The following is a 21848-nucleotide window of genomic DNA, read 5'->3' on the forward strand; positions in this document are numbered from 1 at the left end:
TGCAACCGCTGGTGGAGCAGTTGCTGGGGCTGTGGCGCGAGCGGCCCGATGGCGAGCTGCTGCAACAGGTGTGGCTGGGCTGGCTGCATACCCGCTTCGCCCGTCACCTGATCGAGCAGGAGAAGGGCGTGCCGATCACGCTGGCGAGCTGGGGACAAGTCGGCCCCCTCGATCTGGTCTGGGTCGCCTACGAGCTGCTCGGTCAGGGCTATGAGGTGCAACTGCTGGGGGCGGTGGAGCCGCGCCATGCCAGCCTGCTTGAAGGACGCGCCGTTACCCCCTGGCTGGTATTGCTGGGGGCCGGGCTTGGCAAGCAGGAGCTGACCGCCGGTTGGCCCGCCGGTACCCGCTTCTTTGGTGAGCTGGGGCGCCTTTACGATGGCGAGTGGCTTAAAGTTCATGGCTGGCAGGCGAGCCTTGCCGAGCTGATGGTGGACGCACCTGCTGCGGCTGGCGCCAGCGGACGCGGGAGGAAAACGTCATGAGACTGGTTTGGTTGCGCAATGATCTGCGCCTTGCCGACAACCCTGCGCTACGGCATGCCTGCGCCGTTGATGAGCCGGTAGCAGCGCTCTTTATCATCTCTCCTGCCCAGTGGCGGCAGCATAAAATGGCACTCGTCCGTCAGCGCTTTATGTTGGCGCAGGTGGATGAGTTGGGGCGCGAGCTGGCGGCCCTTGGCATCCCGCTCCATCTGCTGCGAGTGGAGACTTTTGCCGAGGTGCCTGTCGCGCTGGCAGACCTCTGCCGCGAGCTGGGGGTGACCCAGCTCTACGCCAATCAGGCTATCGAGATCGATGAGCAGCGTCGCGACCACGCCGTCAGCGCCGCGCTGGCAGAGCAGGCGGTGAACTGTCACTGGTTCAACGGCTGTTGCGTATTGCCGCCGGGGCGGGTGCTGACCGGCTCGGGTGAGATGTTCAAGGTCTTCACACCTTTCAGCCGCGCCTGGCTCAAAGCACTCGACGAGGATGGATTTGTCATTCATCGCGCCCCTGCGTCCCGTGGCGAGCCGCTGCCGTGGCAGCCGCTGGCCGAGCGGGACTTCGTCGATGCCGCCCTTGGCGAACTGACGGCAGACCCCCGCTGGCCGGTGGGGGAGGCGGAAGCCCGGCGTCGTTTGAACGATTTTCTGGAGCAGGCGGTGCTCGACTATGGCGAGACCCGGGATTTTCCTGCCATCGCGGGCACGTCCGTGCTCTCCCCCTATCTGGCGGCGGGCATCATCAGCCCCCGTCAGTGCGTGGCGGCGCTCCAGCAGCGGCTCGGTTATCGGCCCCAGTCCAAGGCCCAGCCCGGCTTTGTCTGGCTCAACGAACTTATCTGGCGCGAGTTCTATCGCCACCTGCTGGTGCTGATCCCGACCCTCTCCATGAATCGCCCCTTCAAGCCCGAGACGGCGGCCCTGCCGTGGAGCTGGGACCCGGATGCCTTCGCCGCCTGGTGTGAGGGGCGCACTGGCTACCCCATCGTCGATGCGGCGATGCGCTGTCTCAACACCACCGGCTGGATGCACAACCGGCTACGGATGATAGTGGCGAGCTTTCTCACCAAGGATCTCCATATCCACTGGCGGCTCGGGGAGGATTACTTCATGAGTAGGCTCATAGATGGGGATCTGGCGGCCAACAACGGCGGCTGGCAGTGGGCAGCGGGTACCGGCGCCGATGCAGCGCCCTATTTCCGGGTCTTCAACCCCACCACTCAGGGGCAACGATTTGATCCACAAGGGGAGTTTATCCGTACTTGGGTAACTGAACTGGCCGATATTCCCGCCGCTTATGTGCATCAGCCCCACGACTGGCTGCGACTCAAGGGGCGACAGGATTATCCGGCACCCATGGTGGATCACGCCGTTGCCCGGGTGAGAGCCATCGAGATGTTTCGCTCTCTGGAGAAATAGGATGAACGAGCCGCTGGCCCGCTTTATTGGCCTCTATCAGCAACTGGACAAACAGCAGTTGCACCGCTTGCCCGAGGTCTATGCCGAACAGGTGGTCTTTACCGATCCGGCCCACCGTATCGAGGGGCTGGCGGCCCTTGGCGACTATTTTGCCGCCCTCTATCAGCGCCTCGCCTACTGCCGTTTCGTCATCACCAGTCAGCAGCAGCAAGGGCAGCAGGCCTGGCTCGGCTGGACCATGACCTTCTCTCACCCCAGATTGCGTGGTGGTGAGCCGGTGACGGTGGAGGGGGCCACCCGCCTCGAATTCGACGAAGCGGGCAAGGTTTGCCAGCACAGGGACTATTTTGACCTGGGCGCCATGCTCTACGAGCAGTTGCCGCTGCTCGGGCCCGTGGTGCGCACTATCAAGATGAGGCTTGGCGCATGAGCGGCCGAGTGCTTATTACAGGCGCGACCTCCGGCATCGGTCGCCAGTTGGCGCTGGATTACCGGCGGGCAGGCTGGCAGGTGTGGGGCTGTGGCCGCGATGGTGAACGGCTGCAGGAGCTGGGGCTGCACGGCATCACGCCGCTGCAGTTCGATGCCCGGGATCTGGCCGCAATGAGCGGGGTAGCTGCTACGCTGCCATCCCTCGATCTGCTAATCCTCAACGCAGGCAACTGCGAGTACATGGATGTGGCTGAGGGGTTTGACAGCGAGCTGTTTGCCCGGGTGATTGAGACCAATCTGACCGCCACCGGCCATGCGCTGGCCGCCTTCTTGCCGTTGCTCGGGGCGGGATCTCGGCTGGCCATCGTCAGCTCGTCGGTGAGCTGGCTGCCGCTGCCACGAGCCGAGGCCTATGGCGCCTCCAAGGCGGCCCTCGACTATCTGGCGGATACCTTGCGCCTCGATTTGGCCAGCAAAGGGATCGGGGTGACCCTGATCCGCCCCGGCTTTGTCCAGACGCCGCTCACCGCCAAAAATGATTTTCCCATGCCCTGTCTGGTGACGGTGGAAGAGGCCTCCCGCGCCATCATGTACGGGCTGATCGCTGGTCGTCACCAGATCCACTTTCCCCGCCGTTTCATCTGGTTGCTGCGCCTGCTTGGTGCGCTGCCTGTGGGGCTCTGGCTGCACCTTGGCCGCGCACTCGTATCGAAAGGAAGCCATTCATGAAGAAAAAGATCGCCATCGTCGGTTCAGGGATCTCGGGGCTCACCGCCGGTTTTCTGCTCCACAAACTCCATGACATAACCTTGTTCGAGGCGGCGCCGACTCTGGGCGGTCACACCGCCACTGTCGATGTGGATCAGGCTGGCCGCAGCTATGCCATCGACACCGGCTTTATCGTCTTCAACGATCGCACCTACCCCAACTTCTTGAAGTTGCTGGCGCGGATCGGCATGGCGCGGCAACCGGCCGAGATGAGCTTCTCGGTGAAGAGCCCGGAGGGGCTGGAGTATAACGGCCACAACCTCGATACCCTGTTTGCCCAGCGCAGCAATCTGTTGAGTCCGCGCTTCTACGGTTTTGTCGCCGAGATTTTGCGGTTCAACCGGGAGGCGCGGGCCTGGCTGGCGGATGGGCAACATCAGGGGGCTGGCCCCGAGCTGACCCTGGGGGACTTTCTGCTGGCGGGGGAGTTTAGCGACTACTTCGCCCGCCACTACATCTTGCCGATGGGAGCGGCGATCTGGTCATCGACCCTGGCCGATATGCGCGCCTTCCCCCTTGGTTTCTTCCTGCGCTTTTTTGCCAACCACGGTCTGCTGGATGTGGCCAATCGCCCCCAGTGGTACGTGATCCCGGGTGGCTCACGGGAATATATCGGCCCCCTTACCGCGGGTTGGCAGTCGCAGATCCGCCTCGCCTGTCCGGTGCAGAGCGTGCGGCGGGACGCGGACGGCGTGGTGATCCAGAGCAGTGATGGCGAGGAGCGGTTTGACGAGGTGATCTTCGCCTGCCACAGCGATCAGGCGCTGGCGCTGCTGGCGGACCCCGGCGAGCGGGAGCAGGCTATTCTCGGCGACATGCCCTATCAGGCCAACGATGTCTGGCTCCATACCGATGCGCGCTGCCTGCCCACTCGCCGCAAGGCATGGGCCAGCTGGAACTATCAGCTCGATGGCAATGACGAGGCGCGGCCGCTGGTGAGCTACAACATGAACATCCTGCAGGGGGTGAACTCGCCGGAGCCCTTCTGCGTCAGCCTCAACCCCAAGGGCAAGGTCGATGAGAGCAAGGTGCTGCGTCGCTTTGTCTACCACCATCCGGTGTTCAATCAGGCCTCCATCGCCGCCCAGCAGCGGCGCGCGGAGATCTGCGGCCAGCAGCACACCCACTTCTGTGGCGCCTACTGGTACAACGGCTTCCACGAGGATGGGGTACGCAGCGCGCTGGATGTCGCCAGGCGCTTCGGAGCCGAGCTATGAACGGCGCCACCGTGGCCACCGAACATGAGCGTACAGACGAACTGGCTGGCGTCACCAGCGCCATCTGGCTGGGCTCGGTACGCCACCGCCGTTTTGCACCGCGGGCTCACGCCTTCTCCTACAGCCTCTTTATGCTGGGGCTGGATCTCGACGAGCTGCCGCAGCTCGATCAGGGGCGCTGGTTCGGGGTGGAGCGAGCGGGGTTGCTCTCGTTTCACCGCCATGACTATCTCAAGGGGAGTGAGGGAAGCCTCAAGCAGGCGGTGTGGCAGAAGGTGAGCGAGCTGGGTGGCGATGCCGACCCCGAGGGGCGGGTGCTGCTGCTCGGCAATGTGCGCTGTCTGGGATTCTACTTCAGCCCGGTCAACTTCTACTTCTGCTACCGGCAGGGCGAGGCGCGCTATCTGCTGGCAGAGGTGTCGAACACCCCTTGGAACGAGCGTCACTACTACCTGCTGGATCTGGCGGCGCTGGCGCCCCATGACAAGGATTTTCACGTCTCCCCCTTTATGGGGCTGGCGATGCGTTATCACTGGCGGATCAGGCCGCCCGCGCAGGAGACTCTGATCCATATCGAGAGTCATCCCGTATCCGGTGAAGCCAAGCTGTTTGACGCAACCCTGGCGCTCACTCGCGAACCCTTGTCGCGCAAGGGGCTGGTGGCCCTGCTGGCCCGCTGGCCATGGATGACCATGAAGGTGCTGCTCGGGATCTACTGGCAGGCACTGCGTCTATTTATCAAACGAACCCCGATTTTTACCCATCCGGAGAGCCGCTAATGGAACTTGCTCAATCAACCCTCTCTGCTTCTTTCATCGACAAGGGGGCAAGACAACTGCTGCTCAATCTGCTGGGTCGCCTCCAACATGGCCAGCTGCTGCTGCGGGATGGCGGTGAGCGCCACAGCTTTGGCGTCGCGGGAACCGATCTGCATGCCGAACTGGTGGTGCAGGATCCTGCCTTCTATCGCCGTCTGCTGCTGGGAGGCAGCATCGCCGCCGGGGAAACCTGGGTGGAGGGGCTCTGGACCAGCCCGGATCCGGTGGCGCTGGTGCGGCTGCTGGCTCGCAACCTGACCCTGCTTGACTCCCTCGAGCGGCGCCTCGGCTGGCTTAGCTTCCCCTTCAACAAGGTGCGCCACTGGCTCAACCGCAATACTCTGACCGGTTCGCGCTCCAACATCGCCGCCCACTACGATCTCGGCAATACCCTCTATCAGGGGTTTCTCGACAGCCATATGCAGTACTCGAGCGCTATCTATCCAAGCGCCGGGGCCACTCTCGAAGAGGGGCAACAGGCCAAGTTGCGCACCATTTGCGAGCGGCTCGAGTTAGGGCCTGACGATCATCTGCTGGAGATCGGCACCGGCTGGGGTGGCCTCGCCGTCTATGCCGCCCGCCACTATGGCTGCCGGGTGACCACCACGACCATCTCCCGGGCCCAGCATGACTACGCCAAGGAGTGGATTACGCGGGAGGGGCTGGGGGAGCGCATCACCTTGCTGCTGGAGGATTACCGCAAGCTGGAGGGCACCTATGACAAGCTGGTCTCCATCGAGATGATCGAGGCGGTGGGGCACGCCTTCCTGCCCGACTATTTCCGCCAGCTGTCGCGGCTGCTCAAGCCCGGTGGCCGCCTGCTCATCCAGGCCATCACCATCGCCGATCAGCGCCATGCCCAGTATCTGCGCGGGGTTGATTTCATCCAGTGCTACATCTTCCCGGGCGGTTGCCTGCCGAGCGTCTCCCAGATGGCGGGGTTGCTGGCGCGGGAGACCGACATGCAACTGGTGCGGTTGCACGATCACGGCCACCACTATGCCCGCACCCTGGCTCACTGGTGCGAGCGCTTTCTGGCGCTGGCGCCCGAGCTTCCCAAGCTCGGTTACAGTCAGGATTTCATCCGGCTGTGGCACTTCTACTTTGCCTATTGCGAGGGGGGATTCTGGGAGCGCAGCATCAGTCTGGTACAGCTGGAGGCCGCCAAGCCGGGGCCCGCTGGCTGGTCGGGTGATGTACCAGTAAGCGGTCACTGACCATGTGGCAGTGGGCTCACCTGCTGGGGTTCAACCTCTACTGGTTGCTGGCGGTGAAGTGGCAGCAGCCAGGCCCGCTGCTGGCAATCTTGCTGCTGCACTTTCTCTTCTCACCCAGCCGCCAGCGTGACTGGCGGCTGCTCCCCATTGCGGTTGCCGGCTGTCTGCTGGATGTGCTGCTCTGGCAGCTCGGCCTGTTCCGTTTCCCGTCTGGTTTTCCCCTCTGGCTGGTGCTGCTCTGGCTCGGTTTTGCCCTGACGCTGGCCCACGGTATGCGCTGGCTGCTGCGCTTGCCTCGCTGGCAGCAGGCACTGTTTGGCGTGTTTGGCGGTGCCTCCTCCTATGTGGCGGGGGCCGCCATGGGGGCAGTACACTTACCCTGGGGCATCTGGATCAGCACGGCGCTGCTGGCAGTGATCTGGATGTGGTGGTTACCCGTACTCCTGTGGGTAATGGTCAAGCTGGAGGGTGAGTCATGACAAACACCTTTTCGACCGACTCGTTGCTTTTTTCCAAATGGACCAAAGAGAGCCAGCATGAGCTGACTGATCGCTTCTATCTGGTGGTTGCCTGCCAGCGGGATGCGCAGGGGCAGCTGGTGCAGGTGGTGATGCAGGATATCAATACCCTGCAGGAACAGGAGATGGATTGGCATGAACTGGAAGACCCCAACCACTGGCATATGGGGTGGAATTAACCCGCTGCTGCTGGCGTTTACGCTCTTGGCTGCAACCGCGGTGCAGGCTTCTGCCGCCCCCTGGCAGCAGCTGCGCCCGGTCGGGCAGGGGGAGATGAACTGGCTCTGGTTCAAGCTCTACGATGCCACCCTCTACAGTGCGAGCGGGCGCTATCAGCCCGGTCACTATCCACAGGCTCTGACCCTCACCTATGCCAGAGCCATCGAGCGGGAAGATCTGCTGAGCGCCACTGCCGCCGAGTGGCAGCGGCTCGGTCTTGGCTCCGACGCCGAACGTCAGCGCTGGCTCGGCCAGCTCGCTGCACTCTGGCCTGATGTGCAGGCTGGCGACCAGCTCACCTTCTATGTCGACAAGGGCGGGGTAGGCCATTTCTGGTGGCAGGAGAAGTCCCTCGGGACTCTGGCCGATCCGCAATTCTCGGCCGCTTTTCTCGCCATCTGGCTGGCTGACAACAGCCGCGATCCCGCCCTAACCCGTAGCCTGCGTGGCCACCCCTGAACATGGAGTCTCTGATGTCTTTCTATCGTGCATACCGCTGGTTGCTGTTGCTCCCCTTTTTGCTGCTGAGTGGCTGTGGTGCCAGTCTCGATGACTATCGTGGGCTGGGGCCAAACTGGGATCTTGCCCGTTTCTTCAACGGCAAACTGGTGGCTCACGGCCTGGTAACCGACCGCAGCGGCGAAGTGACCAGTCGCTTTCGGGTCGAGATGGTGGGTCGTTGGAAGGATGGCAAGGGAGAGCTGTTCGAGCAGTTCTACTTTGATGATGGCCGCCAACAGACCCGTACCTGGTATCTGAGCAAGGGCGATGATGGTCACTGGCGAGGTACCGCTTCCGATGTGGTGGGGGAGGCGGTGGGTAAAAGCCAAGGGTTCGCCCTCAACTGGCGTTATCAGCTCGATCTGGCGCTACCGGATGGCGAGGTGGTGCGGGTGAGCTTCGATGACTGGATGTACCTGCTGGACGAAGAGCGTCTGATCAATCGTGCCGAGATCAGCAAGTTCGGTATCCATCTGGGTGAGGTGATCCTCTATATCGAACGTCAGCCCTGACCGTTAATTCAAGATAACGCCCAGTAAAAAGCGCGCCGATGGCGCGCTTTTGTTTATCGAACAATCAGAGTCATCAGATGATGCGGTTCTCTTCCAGCATCTTGCGACGGGCTTCTTCCTTGGCCATCTTCTTCTTGCGGTTGTCGCAGGGTTCCGGGCAATCGCACTCTTTCTCTATGCCGACGCTACCCAGACCGCCACAGGAGCCGGAGATGGTCTTCTTCTGGAAGATGTAACCGATAGCCATGGCGGCTATCACCAGCATGAATACCCCGAAGGTGATCAGAAAAATCTGCATCTCTACCTCTTACTTCTTGACCAGATAGGGCTTGAAGGCATCGGAGTAAGCCTCTTCAAAGCCGTTGTCCGTCTTGGTGATCACGAAGATCGCCAGGCCGCGCTCGTTGGCATAGGCCAGGCTCTTCTCGGTCCCCATCACCATAAACACGGTGGCCAGCCCGTCTGCGGTCATGCAGGAGGGGTGGATCACGGTGACCGATACCAGACGGTGCTGGATCGGCTTGCCGCTGCGCGGATCTATGGTGTGGGAGAAGCGTTGACCATCCAGTTCATAGTAGTTGCGGTAATCGCCGGACGTGGCCACCCCGTTGTCTCCGGGCACGATCACCTCTTGCACCGTGCCGGTGCCTGCGGTGGGCTTCTCGATGGCCACGCGCCAGGGGTGACCCTTGCCGTTGACACCATTGATCCGCAGCTCGCCACCAATCTCCACCAGATAGTTGCGCGCACCCAGTGATTCCAGATACTCGGCTACCTTGTCGACACCAAAACCCTTGGCGATGGCGGAGAGATCGACGTAGAGATCCGGAATATCTTTTTGCAGGGTGTCGGCATCCACCGAGGTGATGACGTGCAGGTTGCCCAGACCGGTCTTCTGGCGAGTCTGGGTGATAAGTTCGTCGGAGGGGACCTTGGTCGGCTTCTTGTCCGGGCCAAAGCCCCACAGATTGACCAAGGGGCCAACGGTGACGTCCAGCGCCCCCTGGCTCTCACGGCCAATGTGAATGGCCTCTGTGACGACCCGTGCGGTATCGCGGGAGACCACTACCGGTTTGTTGTCACGGCTCTGGTTGAAGCGCGACAGTTCGGAATCGGGGCGATAGGTCGACATCTGGTCGTTGACCCGCTCCAGCAAGACATCCACCTCAGCTTGAAGCTTGGCCGGATCGCTGATGGCGCTGTCCGCCACCTTGATGGAGTAATAAGTGCCCATGGTGCTACCGGTGATGTGGATCTCCGGTTTGGATTGGACCGTCTCCTGACCGCACCCAGTCAAGAAAAAGGCTAGCCCGAAGGCTAGCCAGGTCTTTACAACACTGTGCATGGATTAACCACCAAAGTCATCCAACAGGATGTTTTCGTCTTCAACGCCCAAGTCTTTGAGCATGTTGATGACGGCAGCGTTCATCACCGGAGGTCCACACATGTAGAACTCGCAATCTTCCGGTGCCTCGTGGTTCTTGAGATAGTTCTCGTAGAGCACGTTGTGGATGAAGCCGGTGTAGCCGTCCCAGTTGTCTTCCGGTTGCGGATCAGACAGGGCGACGTTCCAGGTGAAGTTCTCGTTCTCGGCGGCGAGCATGTCAAAGTCTTCGACATAGAACATTTCGCGCTTGGAACGGGCACCGTACCAGAAGCTCATCTTGCGCTTGGACTTCAGGCGACGCAGCTGGTCGAAGATATGGGAACGCATCGGCGCCATACCTGCACCACCACCGATGAATACCATTTCGGCATCGGTCTCTTTGGCGAAGAACTCACCGAACGGACCGGAGATAGTCACCTTGTCGCCAGCCTTCAGGCTGAAGATGTAGGAGGACATCTGTCCCGGAGGGGCAGTCCAGTTGCTCGGGGGCGGGGTTGCGATACGCACGTTCAGCATGATGATGCCGAACTCTTCCGGATAGTTGGCCATGGAGTAGGCACGGATGATCGGCTCATCGACCTTGGACTCCAGCTCAAAAATCTTGAAGCGATCCCAGTCACCGCGATACTCCTCGGGAATATCGAAGTTCTTGTAGTGCACGTGGTGAGCCGGGGCTTCAATCTGGATATAACCACCGGCGCGGAACGGTACGCTCTCGCCGTCGGGGATCTGCAGCTTGAGCTCCTTGATGAAGGTGGCTTTGTTATCGTTGGAGATAACAGTACATTCCCACTTCTTCACCCCGAAGATCTCTTCCGGCAGTTCGATATCCATGTCGGAGCGAACGGTAACCTGACAGGCCAGACGCTCGCCATGACGGGCTTCGCCCTTGCTGATGTGATCCAGTTCGGTCGGCAGAATGTCGCCGCCACCGGATTTCACCCGTACCTTGCACTGGCCGCAGGAGCCACCGCCGCCACAGGCGGAGGAGACGAAGATACCGCTGCCAGCCAGCACGCCGAGCAGCTTGCCACCGGCCGGGCTGGTCACAGCCTTGGCCGGGTCACCATTGATGCTGATTGTCACATCGCCCGCGGTCACCAGCTTGGACTTGGCGAACAGAATGACTGCCACCAGTGCCAGCAGGATCACGGTAAACATGACCACACCCAAAATAATTTCCATCTATCGTTCCTTTCTGATTGCAGGAAAGCCGATTACAGGGAGATACCAGAGAAGGACATGAAGCCCAGCGCCATCAGACCGGCGGTGATGAAGGTGATGCCCAGACCGCGCAGGCCTTGTGGAACATCGGAGTACTTCATCTTCTCGCGGATACCTGCCAGCGCAACGATCGCCAGCATCCAGCCTGCCCCTGAACCCACACCGTAGACCACAGACTCCATGAAGTTGTAGTCACGCTGCACCATGAAGGAGACGCCACCGAAGATGGCGCAGTTCACGGTGATGAGCGGCAGGAAGATACCCAGCGCGTTGTAGAGTGCCGGGAAGTACTTGTCCAGCGCCATCTCCAGGATCTGTACCAGTGCTGCAATCACACCGATGAATGTGATGAAGCTCAGGAAGCTCAGATCCAGACCGGATACCAGAGCACCATCTTTAAGCACGTAGTTGTAGATCAGGTTGTTGGCAGGAACCGCGATGGTCTGCACCACAATAACGGCAATACCCAGACCCATGGAGGTCTTTACCTTCTTGGACACCGCCAGGAAGGTACACATCCCCAGGAAGAAGGAGAGTGCCAGGTTTTCGATGAAGATCGATTTAATCAACAGACTCAGATAGTGTTCCATACCTTAATCCTTCGCCTCCACCTGCTTGGGATCCTTGGTGCGTACGCCCCAAATGATCAGACCAATGATGAAGAATGCACTCGGCGGCAGCAGCAGCAGGCCGTTGGGCACATACCAGCCACCATTGTTCACCAGTGGCAGCAGCTCGATGCCGAACCAGGTGCCGGAGCCCAGCAGTTCACGCACGGTCGCGACGCTCAGCAGAATGGCGCCATAGCCCAGACCGTTGCCGATACCATCCAGAAAGGAGGGCAGCGGGGCACTCTTCATGGCGTACGCTTCGGCGCGGCCCATTACGATACAGTTGGTGATGATCAGACCCACGAAGACCGACAGCTGCTTGGAGATGTCATAGGCGTACGCCTTGAGCACCTGGTCAACCACGATAACCAGTGAGGCGATGATCGCCATCTGCACGATGATCCGGACGCTGTTCGGGATCTGGTTGCGGATCAGGGAGATGAACAGGTTTGAGAAGGCGGTGACCGCCATGACCGCGAGGGTCATTACAAACGCAGTTTTCATCTGGCTGGTAACCGCCAGTGCAGAACAGACACCCAGCACCTGCAAGGCGATGGGGTTGTTGCCCAGCACAGGCGTCAACAGCAACTTCTTCATTTCGCTCTTGTCAGCCATTGTTGATTTCTCCTGCTCGAACCTTGGCCAGGAAAGGACCGAAGCCCTTGGGACCCATCCAGAAGTCGAAGGTATGCTGTACGCCGTTACCGGTCAGAGTGGCACCGGAGAGACCATCGATCTCGTGCTCGGAACCCTGCGGAGCATGGCCCTTGATGACGCGCAGCGCCGGCATGCCACTCTGGTCGAACAGTTTCTTGTCCTTGAACAGCGCCTGCCAGGCCGGGTTTTCGATTTCGCCACCCAGACCCGGGGTTTCACCGTGGTCATAGTAGGTAATGCCCTTGATGGTCTGGCCATCAGCGGCAACAGCAACGAAGGCATACATGGTCGACCACAGACCCTGACCGTAGATGGGCAGGATGATGCTGTCGATCTTGCCTTCGGCATCCTTGGCGAAGAATACCGGGATCTGCTTGGAGATCTGACGCAGGCTGGCCTTGTCGTCAGCGGCTGCAAGACGGATGCTCTTGGCCGGATCTTTGGCTGCCAGCTTGGTGTCGAAGTTGTCGGCATCGCCGTCAACAAAGTCACCTGTCGCCAGATCCACCAGACGGGCTTCGATCTTCTCGCCGTACAGTTTGGCCAGGTCGCGCTTGGCCACTTCGCTCACATCCACACCGGCTACGGCGAGAATGTTGCTCTGCTTGTCCAGCGCCTTGTTTTCCTGCTGGGTAGAACGCAGGCCCACAGCGGCAACGGATACCACGATGGAACAGGCCAGACAGAGGCCGGTGACCACGCTGACGGTGCCGAGGGTTGAATCTTTATTAAACGCCACGAGCAATCCTCCGCTTGATGTTTGCCTGAGCGACGAAGTGGTCAAACAGGGGAGCAAACAGGTTCGCAAACAGAATGGCCAGCATCATGCCTTCCGGGAACGCAGGGTTGACCACGCGAACCAGCACGACCATTACGCCGATCAGGGCGCCATACCACCACTTGCCTTTGTTGGTAAAGGCGGCGGAGACAGGGTCGGTCGCCATGAAGGCCATACCGAAGGCGAAGCCACCCAGAACCAGATGCCAGTGCCACGGCATGTTGAACATGGGGTTGGTATCGGAATCGATGACGTTGAACAGCAGGGAGGTGGCGATCATACCGATCATCACGCCGGCGATGATGCGCCAGGAGGCGATGCGCATGTAGACGATCATGGCGGCACCCAGCAGGATCATCAGGGTAGAGACTTCACCGATGGAACCCGGCAGGTTACCCAGGAAAGCATCCATCCAGCTGATAGCCTGGCCGGTTGCACCGTTGATCAGCGCCATCTGGCCGCCTTGGGCCCACTGGCTCAGGGCAGTCGCGCCGGAGAAGCCGTCAACGGCAACCCACACGGCGTCACCGGAGATCTGGCCCGGGTAGGCGAAGAACAGGAACGCACGGCCAGCCAGCGCCGGGTTCAGGAAGTTCTTGCCGGTACCACCGAACACCTCTTTGGCCATCACCACACCGAAGGTGATACCCAGCGCAGCTTGCCACAGGGGCAGCTCGGGCGGCACGATCAGGGCAAACAGGATGGAGGTCACGAAGAAGCCTTCGTTGATCTCGTGTTTGCGCACCATGGCGAACAGCACTTCCCAGAAACCACCGACAAAGAAGACGGTGATGTAGATCGGGAAGAAGTGGGTGGCGCCAATCAGCATCTTGCTGCCGATACCGGCAACAGCCGGATCCAGAGAGGCGCCCAGCATGGTCGCCAGGGCATATTGCCAGCTGCTGGCACCAGCAGCCGAGCCCATGTGGGCAATGGCGGCAATCGCCTGGTTACCAACGTTGTACATGCCCCAGAACATGGCCGGGAACACGGCCAGCCACACCATGATCATCATGCGCTTCAGATCGAGCGCATCACGAACGTGGGAGGCGTTGCGGGTAACGCTACCCGGGGTGTAGAACAGGGTGTACGCCGCTTCGAACAGGGCATAGTACTTGGCGTACTTTCCACCCGGTTCAAAGTGGTGTTCCATATTTTCAAGAAGTTGCTTGAAACTCATCGCTTAACCTTCCAGTTCAATCTTGGTCAGGCACTCACGCAAGATCGGGCCGTACTCTGTCTTGCCGGGGCAGACAAAGGTACAGAGCGCCAAATCTTCCTCATCCAGCTCCAGGCAGCCCAGTGCTTGCGCACTGTCGGTATCGCCGGAGACCATGTCCCGCAGCAGCAGGGTCGGCAGGATGTCGAGTGGCATCACCCGCTCATAATTGCCGATAGGCACCATGGAACGGTCACTACCGTGGGTAGTGGTGGTGAAGTTGATTAGCCGGCCCTTCATCAGATGAGAGAGGGTGGTACGGGTGATAGAGAACTTGTTGGCGCTGGGGTTGATCCAGCCCAGGAACTCTTTCTCGCGACCTTCACCCAGCACGCAAACCTGATTGTGGTAGCGGCCCAGGTAGTCGTGAACACCTTCGGCTTTGGCACCACTCAGGATCGAACCGGAGATGACGCGGTTTTCATCGGCACGCAGCTCATTGTTGGTGAGCTGGCTGATGCAGGCGCCCAGACGGGTACGCAGCAGACGCGGCTTGAGTACGTTCGGGCCAGCCAGCGCGATCACCTTGTCAGTGAAGATCTGACCGGTGGTAAACAGCTTGCCGAATGCGATCACATCCTGATAGTTGATGTGCCACTGCACCTTGGTGCTGCTGACCGGATCCAGGAAGTGGATATGGGTACCCGGCAGACCGGCAGGGTGCGGACCAACAAAGATCTCTTCTTTGACCTGGGCCAGCGGAGAGTGGGGCAGGCTGCCTTCGCCCTTGCAGACGTAGACGGTGCCATCGGTCAGGCGGGTCAATACGGCCAGACCATCGAGGAAGGCCTGTGGCTGTTCCTTGATGACCAGCTCTGCGTTGGCGGCCAGCGGGTTGGTGTCCATTGCCGTTACAAAAATGGCGCGCGGGGCAGAGCCTACGGTGGGGACTTTGCTGAAGGGACGAGTGCGCAGCGCGGTCCACTGACCTGATGCGACCAGGATCTCCTGCACTTTGCTACGCTCGAGCTTGGCCAGCTCGGCAGAGGCAAAATGCTCAAACGTCACCTGTTCATCGGAACCGTCGAGGTCGATGACCACGGACTGGAGAACACGTTTGGCACCACGGTTGATCTCTGAAACCACACCGGTGGCAGGAGCTGTGAATTTAACGCCCGGATTCTTCTTGTCTTCAAAAAGATCCTGACCTTTGATGACGCGATCACCTACTTTGACGAACATAGTAGGTCGCATCCCCACAAACTCCTCGCCCAGTGTCGCAACACGGGTGATGGCGGGGCCATCGTAGATTACTTGCTCTGGCGCACCCAGCACGGGGATGTCCAGTCCTCTTTTGATTGTAATCATACTCAATTGCACTACCGTTACGGGGGAGGTTAATTAGCGCCGAGAAATACATCACGACGGGTGGTTGAATGAGTCAATGCTGTTGCGGTGTCAAGTTGTCCAGCTTAACAATTATTCAACATGAAAGCTCACTCAAAAGCGCTTGAGTTTACCACTTAAGGTGCATTTTCTGCCATGCCAAATAGGCAAAATCCCCGTGTCATCACAAAATTAACCTGCAATGAATAAGCCTCCGACACCTTGTAAGTCGTGGTTTTAAAGGTTTTTTATTTTGATACCTCAATGGGGGTATTTGTTGTTGTTTTTAATGTCAGTAAAAAACCTTGATGCTGAAAAATACCCCCTTGTATGTGGTTTTTTCGGGGGTGATGGGGAATGTTTGTTGTATTTTTGTTGTAAGGATTCTGATGGGGATCATGTAGGGCTGCCCGGTGTCAGGAGAGGGACGGTTTGCCGACACAGCTCGGGGTGCGCGGGGCATGGCCTTTTTCCTGCCACTCGGCCTCTGTGTAGGTATGCAGTGCCAGTGCATGAACTGCTCCGGCCAGCTCGTCGGCCAGCACCGCATTGACCTGACGATGACGGGCCAGCAACCGCTGCCCTGCAAATCGCTCGCTGACGATCACCACCTTGAAGTGGCTCTCTGAGCCAGGCTCCACGCGATGCATATGGCTCTCGTTGATCACCTCCAGTACGGAGGGGGAGAGGGCGGCGGTCAGCTTGGCTTCAATCAGTTGTTGGATGGTCATGGGATCAGCTTCCAGAGTGAATGTCGGGCCATTCTATCGGCAGTCGCGGGATGGAATAAGCCCCCGTAAGAGGGAAATCACCCGTCAGTTGCCCCCTCGATGCGCATCGAACTGGTGAAATTCCTGCTCCTCGCTAGAATAGCGCCACTTTGCGTCGCCCCTGGCGCCTGTATCCATGAATCAAGCCGAGGTTGGACTCTTCCTATGCAAACCCTTCTCGACACTCCCCATTGCCAGCTCACGCTCTACCGCTATCCGCGCCAGAGTCAGGAGACCCTGCAAGCCTGGGATGCGGCTGACGAATATCTGATCAATACCCTGGCGGAGTCTCCCCTCGAGCAGACGGGCCCCGTCATCATCATGAATGATGGCTTTGGCGCGCTGGCCGCCTATCTGCATCCGCACTCCCCCTACTGCGTCACCGACTCCTACATCAGCGAGCGGGCGACCCTGGCCAATCTGGCAGAAAACGGACTGGATGCGGGTGGTATCCGCTTGCTGGATGCGCTGGCGCCGCTGCCCGATGCCCCTGCGCTGGTGGTGATCAAGGTCTCTAAATATCAGGCACTGCTGGAGCTGCAACTGCTGGCATTGCGTGCGGTAGTGACACCGGCAACCCGCGTTATCGCTGCCGGCAAGGCGAAGGATATTCATACCTCCACCCTCAAGTTGTTCGAGAAGTATTTAGGGCCTACCCGTACCTCGCTGGCCTGGAAAAAAGCGCGCCTTATCCACTGCGAGCCGCAGGCCGGGCAACTTGCGCTAGCCAATCCCTTCCCGACTGTGTGGCCGCTGGAGGGAACAGACATGCTCATCCACAACCATGCCAACGTCTTCTCGCGCACCAGTCTCGATATCGGTGCCCGCTTTATGCTGGACAATCTGCCCGTTCACAGTGCCCGCAAGGTGATCGATCTGGGCTGTGGCAACGGGGTGCTGGGGTTGTCGCTGCTTGCCAAAGACAGCGAGGTCGAGGTGACCTTTATCGATGAATCCTATATGGCGGTTGCCTCGGCACAGCTCAACGTCGAGCACAATCTGCCCGATGCACTGCCGCGCGCCCGCTTTATGGTCAATAACTGTCTCGATGGTGTGGCGGTCGGCTCGGCAGATCGGATCCTCTGCAATCCCCCCTTCCATCAGTTGCAGGCGATCACCGACCATATTGCCTGGCAGATGTTCAGCGATGCGCACCGGGTGTTGCCTCAAGGGGGTGAACTCTGGATAGTAGGCAACCGTCATCTGGACTATCACAACAAACTCAAGCGCTTGTTTGCCAACGCACAAGTCGTTGCGTCGAACAGCAAATTCGTTATTTTGAAAGCCATCAAACGCTAAAGCCAAAGGAAAACCATGATGAAAAAGTCACTCTTGCTGCTGGCCGCCCTGATGCTGGGCGGGTGTGCCACCCATTGGCCGGAGACGGCGCTGCTCAATCCGCAGGTGATCCCCGCCAACCAGCAATACTACTCTGGTAATCGCATCACCATGGAAGGGGTAGACAAGCGTGAGGCTGCCTACGTCTTCTCCATCAAACATAAAGAAAAAGCCCCCGTGCTGGTCAACAGCGAGCGTCCGCTCAACCTGCTGATGGCCGAGCGGCTGGCCGAAGGACTGCGCAGCCAGGGTCTGGAAGTGGGCAATAGTGGCACCACCAACCTGACGTTGGTGATCTCCAACGCCGCCGTCAATGTGGAAGAGAAGACCTTTACCTATGTCACCAAATCCCGCGTCAGCCTGCAGGTGATCGCCGATTTCCAGGGCAACCGTCTGACCAAGCAGTTCAACATGTCCTCCAGCAAGGAGAGCCCGAGCGAGCCAAGCATGGCCGACCTGGAGTCTACACTGAACCTGCAACTGGGTAGCGTGCTGCAGCAGATCATGGCGGATGATGCGCTGCGCGGTTACCTGAAAGGTCAACCGAATGGTGCAGGGGTCTGATGATGAAAAAACTCTGGTTGCTGGCCATGCTGATCGCCCCGCTGGCGTTCGCAGGCCCGAAAGTCAGGTTGGAGACCAACCACGGCAATATCGTGGTGGAGCTGGCGTCCAAGCAGGCGCCCCAGACGGTGAAGAACTTCCTGCGCTACGTGGCTGATGGCAGCTATGACGGCAGCATCTTCCACCGGGTGATCCAGAACTTCGTGGTGCAGGGGGGGGGCTATAACCAGCAGTTCCAGCAACTGCCAACCTATGAGCCTGTGGTCAACGAGTCGCGTGGCGGTCTGCCCAACAAGCGTGGCTCCATCGCCATGGCCCGCACCCAGGCGGTCGACAGCGCCACTCGCCAGTTCTACTTCAATCTGGTCGACAACAATAACCTCAACGCCGGTGGCTCTGCGGGTTATACCGTGTTCGGTCAGGTGGTTCAGGGGATGGAAGTGCTGGACAAGCTGGCTCAGGTACAGACCGGTTACAGCCCCATTTTGCGTGCCAACGATGTGCCGACCAGTCCCATCATTCTGAAGAAGGTGGTCTTGCTGGCAGAAACCCCGGCAGACAAGAAAGTCGACAAGAAAGCGGGCAAGTAACTCTCGCCGGACGCGGTTCGTCACCTCGCCCTCGTCAGGCCACAATACAAGGCTCATCCCGTTCGGGATGGGCCTTTTCTCTATCCGGGCTTCTTTTGCCTATCTCTTTGCTCGCCTTGGCTATCTGCCATCAACCTGCCAAAATGACGCACTTTTCCAAAGTCGTCAGGTAGTTGAACATGATCCGCAAACCAAGCTGGAGAGAGTCCCTCGCCGTCTATCTCGAATTTCGGGTGTTTATTCTCTTTGCCATGGGCTTTTCATCGGGTCTGCCGCTGCTGCTGGTGTTCGGTACCCTCTCATTCTGGTTGCGCGAGGCCGATGTCAGTCTGACCGATATCGGCTATATGAGCTGGGTGGCGCTCGCCTATGGCTTTAAATGGCTGTGGTCACCGCTGGTGGATCGCATGCCGCTGCCGTTGCTCTCCACGCTGCTGGGGCGTCGCCGTAGCTGGATGTTCTTCTCCCAGCTGCTGATTGCCGCAGCGCTGGTCGGCATGGCGTTCTGCGATCCCAAGACCGAGCTGGTCCAGCTGGCGATGTTTGCCCTGCTGGTGGCCTTTGCCTCGGCCACGCAGGATATCGTCATCGATGCCTATCGCATCGAATCCGCCCCCGAGCGGCTGCAGGCGGCGATGGCGGCCTCCTACATGACCGGCTACCGGCTGGCGATGATCATGGCTGGCGCGGGTGCGCTGGCGCTGGCAGCCTGGTTTGGTAGTAACAGTGGCTACGACTATCGTGGCTGGCAGGTCACCTATCTGGTGATGGCGGGTCTGATGTCACTCGGGGTCATCACCACCCTGTTTTGCCACGAGCCGGAAATCGATCTGGCCGAGCAGGGCAAACAACAGGCCGAGCGCAAGGCGCAGCTCCTGAAAAAAGGGTGGCCTGCGCTGCTGGCGAGTGCGGGGGCCTGGGGCTATGAGGCGGTCTGGTGTCCGTTTGCCGACTTCTTTCGTCGCTATGGCAGCTCGGCGCTGCTGATCCTGTTGCTGATCGCCTGCTATCGGGTTGCCGATGTGGTGATGGGGGTGATGTCCAACAGCTTCTATGTGGATATGCAGTTCAGCAAGACCGAGGTTGCCACCATTACCAAGGTGTTTGGCGTCATCATGACGCTAGTGGGGGCGGCGCTGGGGGGCGTGCTGGTGATGCGCTTCGGTACGCTGCGCATCCTGTTCCTGGGGGCGCTGCTCACCGCCAGCACCAACCTGCTGTTTGCGCTCCTTAATCAGGTTGGTCACAACCTGGAGCTGCTGACCCTGATCATCTCGCTGGATAACCTCAGTGCCGGTATCGCCACTGCGGCCTTCGTGACCTATCTCTCCAGCCTGACCAATGTGGCCTTTTCGGCCACTCAGTACGCCCTGTTCAGCTCGGTGATGTTGCTGCTACCCAAGTTGCTGGCCGGTTTTTCCGGGCAGGTGGTGGAGCAGATTGGCTACAGTGCCTTCTTTGTCGGCACCAGTTTATTGGGCTTGCCCGTGTTGTTGTTGATTGTGCTGGTCGCCAGAAAGGGGGGTGAGTTGCTCTCAACGGCTGACGAATAGCAAGCGTTTGCGCGGTGTCGGAGGTGATTAGATTCACACTTCCGGATAAAGTTCCCGAGAAGTTGTTTCACCCCCAATTTTATTTGATTAGAATTCCTTTCGCTCCTTGTGGGCAGGCTACGGAAAACCTCAACTAACGCACAAGAGACCAATAAAATGGCCAAATTTACCAAGACTCTGATCGCTGCCGGCCTGATGGCTGCTGCCGCCACCCCGGCCTTCGCTGCTGACTACAGCGGTGATATCCACAAGAATGACTACAAGTGGATGCAGTTCAACGTAATGCACACCATCGACCAGCTGCCCTATAGCAAGGCTGATGGTGGCTATAATGACACTTATTTCGAAATGGAATTTGGCGGTCGCTCAGGCATTTTTGATCTGTATGGTTACGTTGATTATTTCGATATTTTTGACTCCAAGGACAGCGACAAGCACAAGAAAGAAAACCTCTTCATGAAGTTTTCTCCGCGCGTATCTCTGGATGCATTGACCGGTCAGGATTTGTCTTTTGGCCCGGTGCAAGAAGTTTACCTTGCCACACTGTTTAACATCGGTGGTATGCAAGGCCTGAATGATGCATTTGTAGGTCTGGGTGCTGATGTTATGGTGCCGTGGTTTGGCAAAGTAGGGATGAACCTGTACAAGCGCCATGCTAATGAAACTTTCGATTTCAATCCTGAAGCAAAAGGTTGGAATGGTCAGCAGTTCTCCATGAACTGGTTCAAGCCTTTCTATACCTTCTCCAACGGCAGCTTCGTCTCTTACCAGGGTTATCTGGATTACACTTGGGGCATGAAAGCTCCTGCTCATTCCGATGGCTTGGGTACCTTCCACGGTATCTACTGGCACTCCGACCGTTATGCCGTTGGTTACGGTCTGAAGTACTTTAACGAAATCTACGGTATCGACAACTCTGACGCGCTCAAGTCTACCGGTTTCGGTCACTACTTCTCTGTTACCTACAAGTTCTAATAAAACTTGGGGTACAAAAAACCGGAGCAGCTGCTCCGGTTTTTTTATGGCCGCGATTTAGATAGCGTGGCGCGAGTCATCAAGTGCGCCACGACTGAATGGACAGATTAATCGCGGAAATTCTGGAACTGCATCGGCTGACCCAGTTCGGCGCCACGGACCAGCGCCATGGTCTCTTGCAGATCGTCACGCTTCTTGCCGGTGACACGGACTTCATCACCCTGGATGGCGACCTGTACCTTGATCTTGGAGTCCTTGATCAGCTTGACCAGCTTCTTGGCGATCTCTTTCTCGATCCCCTGCTTGAATTTGACGGTCAGGTGGAAGCGCTTGCCGGAGTGAACGGAGTCCCCCACTTCCATGGAGCTGTTTTCGATGTTGCGCTTGAGCAGGGCACCGCGCAGGATTTCGACCATCTGCTTGAGCTGGAAATCGGCATCGGCTTCCAGTTTTACCTCTTCCTTGTTCAACTCGAAGCTGGCTTCTACCCCACGAAAATCGAAACGGGTGGCCAGTTCACGATTGGCGTTGTCGACTGCGTTCAACACCTCGTTCATTTTGACTTCAGAAACAATATCGAATGACGGCATAGCCGAAGCTCCTCATGTTGCGTTATCGGGGGGCAAATCTACCAGAAAACGGGCAAATTTGCTGATTTTGATGGGGTTGCTCTGTTAGAATCCCCTGCGCACAGGATTGACGGACCCGTTAGTGTCCGTTGGCGACATCTTCACTTATCCCCGGTAACAGG

General features: G+C 58.9%; 25 protein-coding genes and 1 pseudogene. 16 read left to right on the plus strand and 10 right to left on the minus strand.

What is annotated here, in order from left to right:
- The 11 genes and pseudogenes from ACRAUW_RS02865 to ACRAUW_RS02915 all read left to right on the plus strand — a co-directional run.
- Window positions 1-485, plus strand: a pseudogene (locus tag ACRAUW_RS02865) (MerR family transcriptional regulator); the annotation flags it as partial.
- Window positions 482-1903, plus strand: a complete 1422-nt coding sequence (gene phrB / locus ACRAUW_RS02870; RefSeq protein ID WP_431361078.1) for a deoxyribodipyrimidine photo-lyase — start codon at window positions 482-484, stop codon at window positions 1901-1903. The pseudogene ACRAUW_RS02865 and the gene phrB, both read left to right, overlap by 4 nt.
- A 1-nt stretch (window position 1904) precedes the next feature.
- Complete coding sequence (locus ACRAUW_RS02875) at window positions 1905-2333, plus strand: nuclear transport factor 2 family protein (protein ID WP_005343652.1); 429 nt, start codon at window positions 1905-1907, stop codon at window positions 2331-2333.
- On the plus strand, window positions 2330-3064 hold the full coding sequence (locus tag ACRAUW_RS02880) for an SDR family NAD(P)-dependent oxidoreductase (RefSeq protein ID WP_431361079.1): 735 nt from the start codon (window positions 2330-2332) through the stop codon (window positions 3062-3064). The genes ACRAUW_RS02875 and ACRAUW_RS02880 overlap by 4 nt, the downstream gene beginning before the upstream one ends.
- Window positions 3061-4320 carry an NAD(P)/FAD-dependent oxidoreductase gene (locus ACRAUW_RS02885; RefSeq protein ID WP_431361080.1) on the plus strand — a complete coding sequence of 420 codons (1260 nt, stop codon included), beginning with the start codon at window positions 3061-3063 and terminating at the stop codon, window positions 4318-4320. The genes ACRAUW_RS02880 and ACRAUW_RS02885 overlap by 4 nt, the downstream gene beginning before the upstream one ends.
- A complete protein-coding gene (locus ACRAUW_RS02890) occupies window positions 4317-5099 on the plus strand; it encodes a DUF1365 domain-containing protein (protein WP_431361081.1) in 783 nt (260 codons plus the stop codon). The genes ACRAUW_RS02885 and ACRAUW_RS02890 overlap by 4 nt, the downstream gene beginning before the upstream one ends.
- A complete protein-coding gene (locus ACRAUW_RS02895) occupies window positions 5099-6355 on the plus strand; it encodes a class I SAM-dependent methyltransferase (protein WP_431361082.1) in 1257 nt (418 codons plus the stop codon). The genes ACRAUW_RS02890 and ACRAUW_RS02895 overlap by 1 nt, the downstream gene beginning before the upstream one ends.
- 2 nt (window positions 6356-6357) lie before the next feature.
- On the plus strand, window positions 6358-6834 hold the full coding sequence (locus ACRAUW_RS02900) for a DUF2878 domain-containing protein (RefSeq protein ID WP_431361083.1): 477 nt from the start codon (window positions 6358-6360) through the stop codon (window positions 6832-6834).
- On the plus strand, window positions 6831-7052 hold the full coding sequence (locus tag ACRAUW_RS02905) for a TIGR02450 family Trp-rich protein (RefSeq protein ID WP_005338671.1): 222 nt from the start codon (window positions 6831-6833) through the stop codon (window positions 7050-7052). The genes ACRAUW_RS02900 and ACRAUW_RS02905 overlap by 4 nt, the downstream gene beginning before the upstream one ends.
- Entirely contained in the window at window positions 7009-7551 is a 543-nt protein-coding gene (locus tag ACRAUW_RS02910; RefSeq protein ID WP_431361084.1) for a chalcone isomerase family protein, read from the plus strand. The genes ACRAUW_RS02905 and ACRAUW_RS02910 overlap by 44 nt, the downstream gene beginning before the upstream one ends.
- A 14-nt stretch (window positions 7552-7565) precedes the next feature.
- The gene (locus ACRAUW_RS02915) at window positions 7566-8105 is read left to right on the plus strand and encodes a DUF3833 domain-containing protein (RefSeq protein WP_431361085.1); all 540 of its coding nucleotides are present in this window, start codon (window positions 7566-7568) and stop codon (window positions 8103-8105) included.
- A 73-nt stretch (window positions 8106-8178) separates the two neighbouring features.
- Here ACRAUW_RS02915 and nqrM read toward each other — a convergent pair whose 3' ends face one another.
- The 9 genes from nqrM to ACRAUW_RS02960 form a co-directional block, all read right to left on the minus strand.
- Window positions 8179-8403, minus strand: a complete 225-nt coding sequence (nqrM, locus tag ACRAUW_RS02920; protein ID WP_005338668.1) for a (Na+)-NQR maturation NqrM — start codon at window positions 8401-8403, stop codon at window positions 8179-8181.
- A gap of 9 nt (window positions 8404-8412) precedes the next feature.
- Window positions 8413-9450, minus strand: coding sequence for an FAD:protein FMN transferase ApbE (locus ACRAUW_RS02925; RefSeq protein ID WP_005338666.1), 1038 nt, complete (start codon window positions 9448-9450; stop codon window positions 8413-8415).
- 3 nt (window positions 9451-9453) lie between these two features.
- Window positions 9454-10677 (minus strand): NADH:ubiquinone reductase (Na(+)-transporting) subunit F, encoded by a 1224-nt coding sequence (gene nqrF, locus ACRAUW_RS02930; protein ID WP_431361086.1) that lies wholly within the window; start codon window positions 10675-10677, stop codon window positions 9454-9456.
- Window positions 10678-10709: 32 nt separating this feature from the next.
- Complete coding sequence (nqrE, locus tag ACRAUW_RS02935) at window positions 10710-11306, minus strand: NADH:ubiquinone reductase (Na(+)-transporting) subunit E (protein ID WP_431361087.1); 597 nt, start codon at window positions 11304-11306, stop codon at window positions 10710-10712.
- Between the two features lie 3 nt (window positions 11307-11309).
- Window positions 11310-11942: an NADH:ubiquinone reductase (Na(+)-transporting) subunit D gene (locus tag ACRAUW_RS02940; protein WP_005338644.1), complete on the minus strand. Its 633-nt coding sequence runs from the start codon at window positions 11940-11942 to the stop codon at window positions 11310-11312.
- Window positions 11935-12723, minus strand: coding sequence for a Na(+)-translocating NADH-quinone reductase subunit C (locus ACRAUW_RS02945; RefSeq protein ID WP_431361088.1), 789 nt, complete (start codon window positions 12721-12723; stop codon window positions 11935-11937). The genes ACRAUW_RS02940 and ACRAUW_RS02945 overlap by 8 nt, the downstream gene beginning before the upstream one ends.
- The gene (locus ACRAUW_RS02950; protein WP_431361089.1) at window positions 12713-13942 is read right to left on the minus strand and encodes an NADH:ubiquinone reductase (Na(+)-transporting) subunit B; all 1230 of its coding nucleotides are present in this window, start codon (window positions 13940-13942) and stop codon (window positions 12713-12715) included. The genes ACRAUW_RS02945 and ACRAUW_RS02950 overlap by 11 nt, the downstream gene beginning before the upstream one ends.
- Before the next feature lie 3 nt (window positions 13943-13945).
- The gene (locus ACRAUW_RS02955; protein ID WP_431361090.1) at window positions 13946-15289 is read right to left on the minus strand and encodes a Na(+)-translocating NADH-quinone reductase subunit A; all 1344 of its coding nucleotides are present in this window, start codon (window positions 15287-15289) and stop codon (window positions 13946-13948) included.
- A gap of 434 nt (window positions 15290-15723) precedes the next feature.
- Complete coding sequence (locus ACRAUW_RS02960) at window positions 15724-16038, minus strand: BolA family protein (RefSeq protein ID WP_431361091.1); 315 nt, start codon at window positions 16036-16038, stop codon at window positions 15724-15726.
- A 204-nt stretch (window positions 16039-16242) separates the two neighbouring features.
- Between ACRAUW_RS02960 and ACRAUW_RS02965 the strand changes: the two genes are divergently transcribed.
- The 5 genes from ACRAUW_RS02965 (at window position 16243) to ACRAUW_RS02985 (ending at window position 21097) form a co-directional block, all read left to right on the plus strand.
- Window positions 16243-17376 (plus strand): methyltransferase, encoded by a 1134-nt coding sequence (locus ACRAUW_RS02965; RefSeq protein WP_431361092.1) that lies wholly within the window; start codon window positions 16243-16245, stop codon window positions 17374-17376.
- Between the two features lie 18 nt (window positions 17377-17394).
- Window positions 17395-17979 carry a YajG family lipoprotein gene (locus tag ACRAUW_RS02970; RefSeq protein ID WP_005349692.1) on the plus strand — a complete coding sequence of 195 codons (585 nt, stop codon included), beginning with the start codon at window positions 17395-17397 and terminating at the stop codon, window positions 17977-17979.
- Window positions 17980-17981: 2 nt separating this feature from the next.
- Window positions 17982-18569, plus strand: coding sequence for a peptidylprolyl isomerase (locus tag ACRAUW_RS02975; RefSeq protein WP_431361116.1), 588 nt, complete (start codon window positions 17982-17984; stop codon window positions 18567-18569).
- Window positions 18570-18742: 173 nt separating this feature from the next.
- On the plus strand, window positions 18743-20122 hold the full coding sequence (locus ACRAUW_RS02980; protein WP_431361093.1) for an AmpG family muropeptide MFS transporter: 1380 nt from the start codon (window positions 18743-18745) through the stop codon (window positions 20120-20122).
- Window positions 20123-20278: 156 nt separating this feature from the next.
- Window positions 20279-21097, plus strand: coding sequence for an outer membrane protein OmpK (locus tag ACRAUW_RS02985; protein WP_431361094.1), 819 nt, complete (start codon window positions 20279-20281; stop codon window positions 21095-21097).
- A 107-nt stretch (window positions 21098-21204) separates the two neighbouring features.
- Here the strand turns inward: ACRAUW_RS02985 and ACRAUW_RS02990 are convergent, their stop codons facing one another.
- Complete coding sequence (locus ACRAUW_RS02990; protein ID WP_005338634.1) at window positions 21205-21687, minus strand: YajQ family cyclic di-GMP-binding protein; 483 nt, start codon at window positions 21685-21687, stop codon at window positions 21205-21207.
- Between the last annotated feature and the right edge of the window lie 161 nt (window positions 21688-21848).

Source organism: Aeromonas sp. (assembly GCF_050633025.1).
Classification (GTDB): Bacteria; Pseudomonadota; Gammaproteobacteria; order Enterobacterales; family Aeromonadaceae; genus Aeromonas.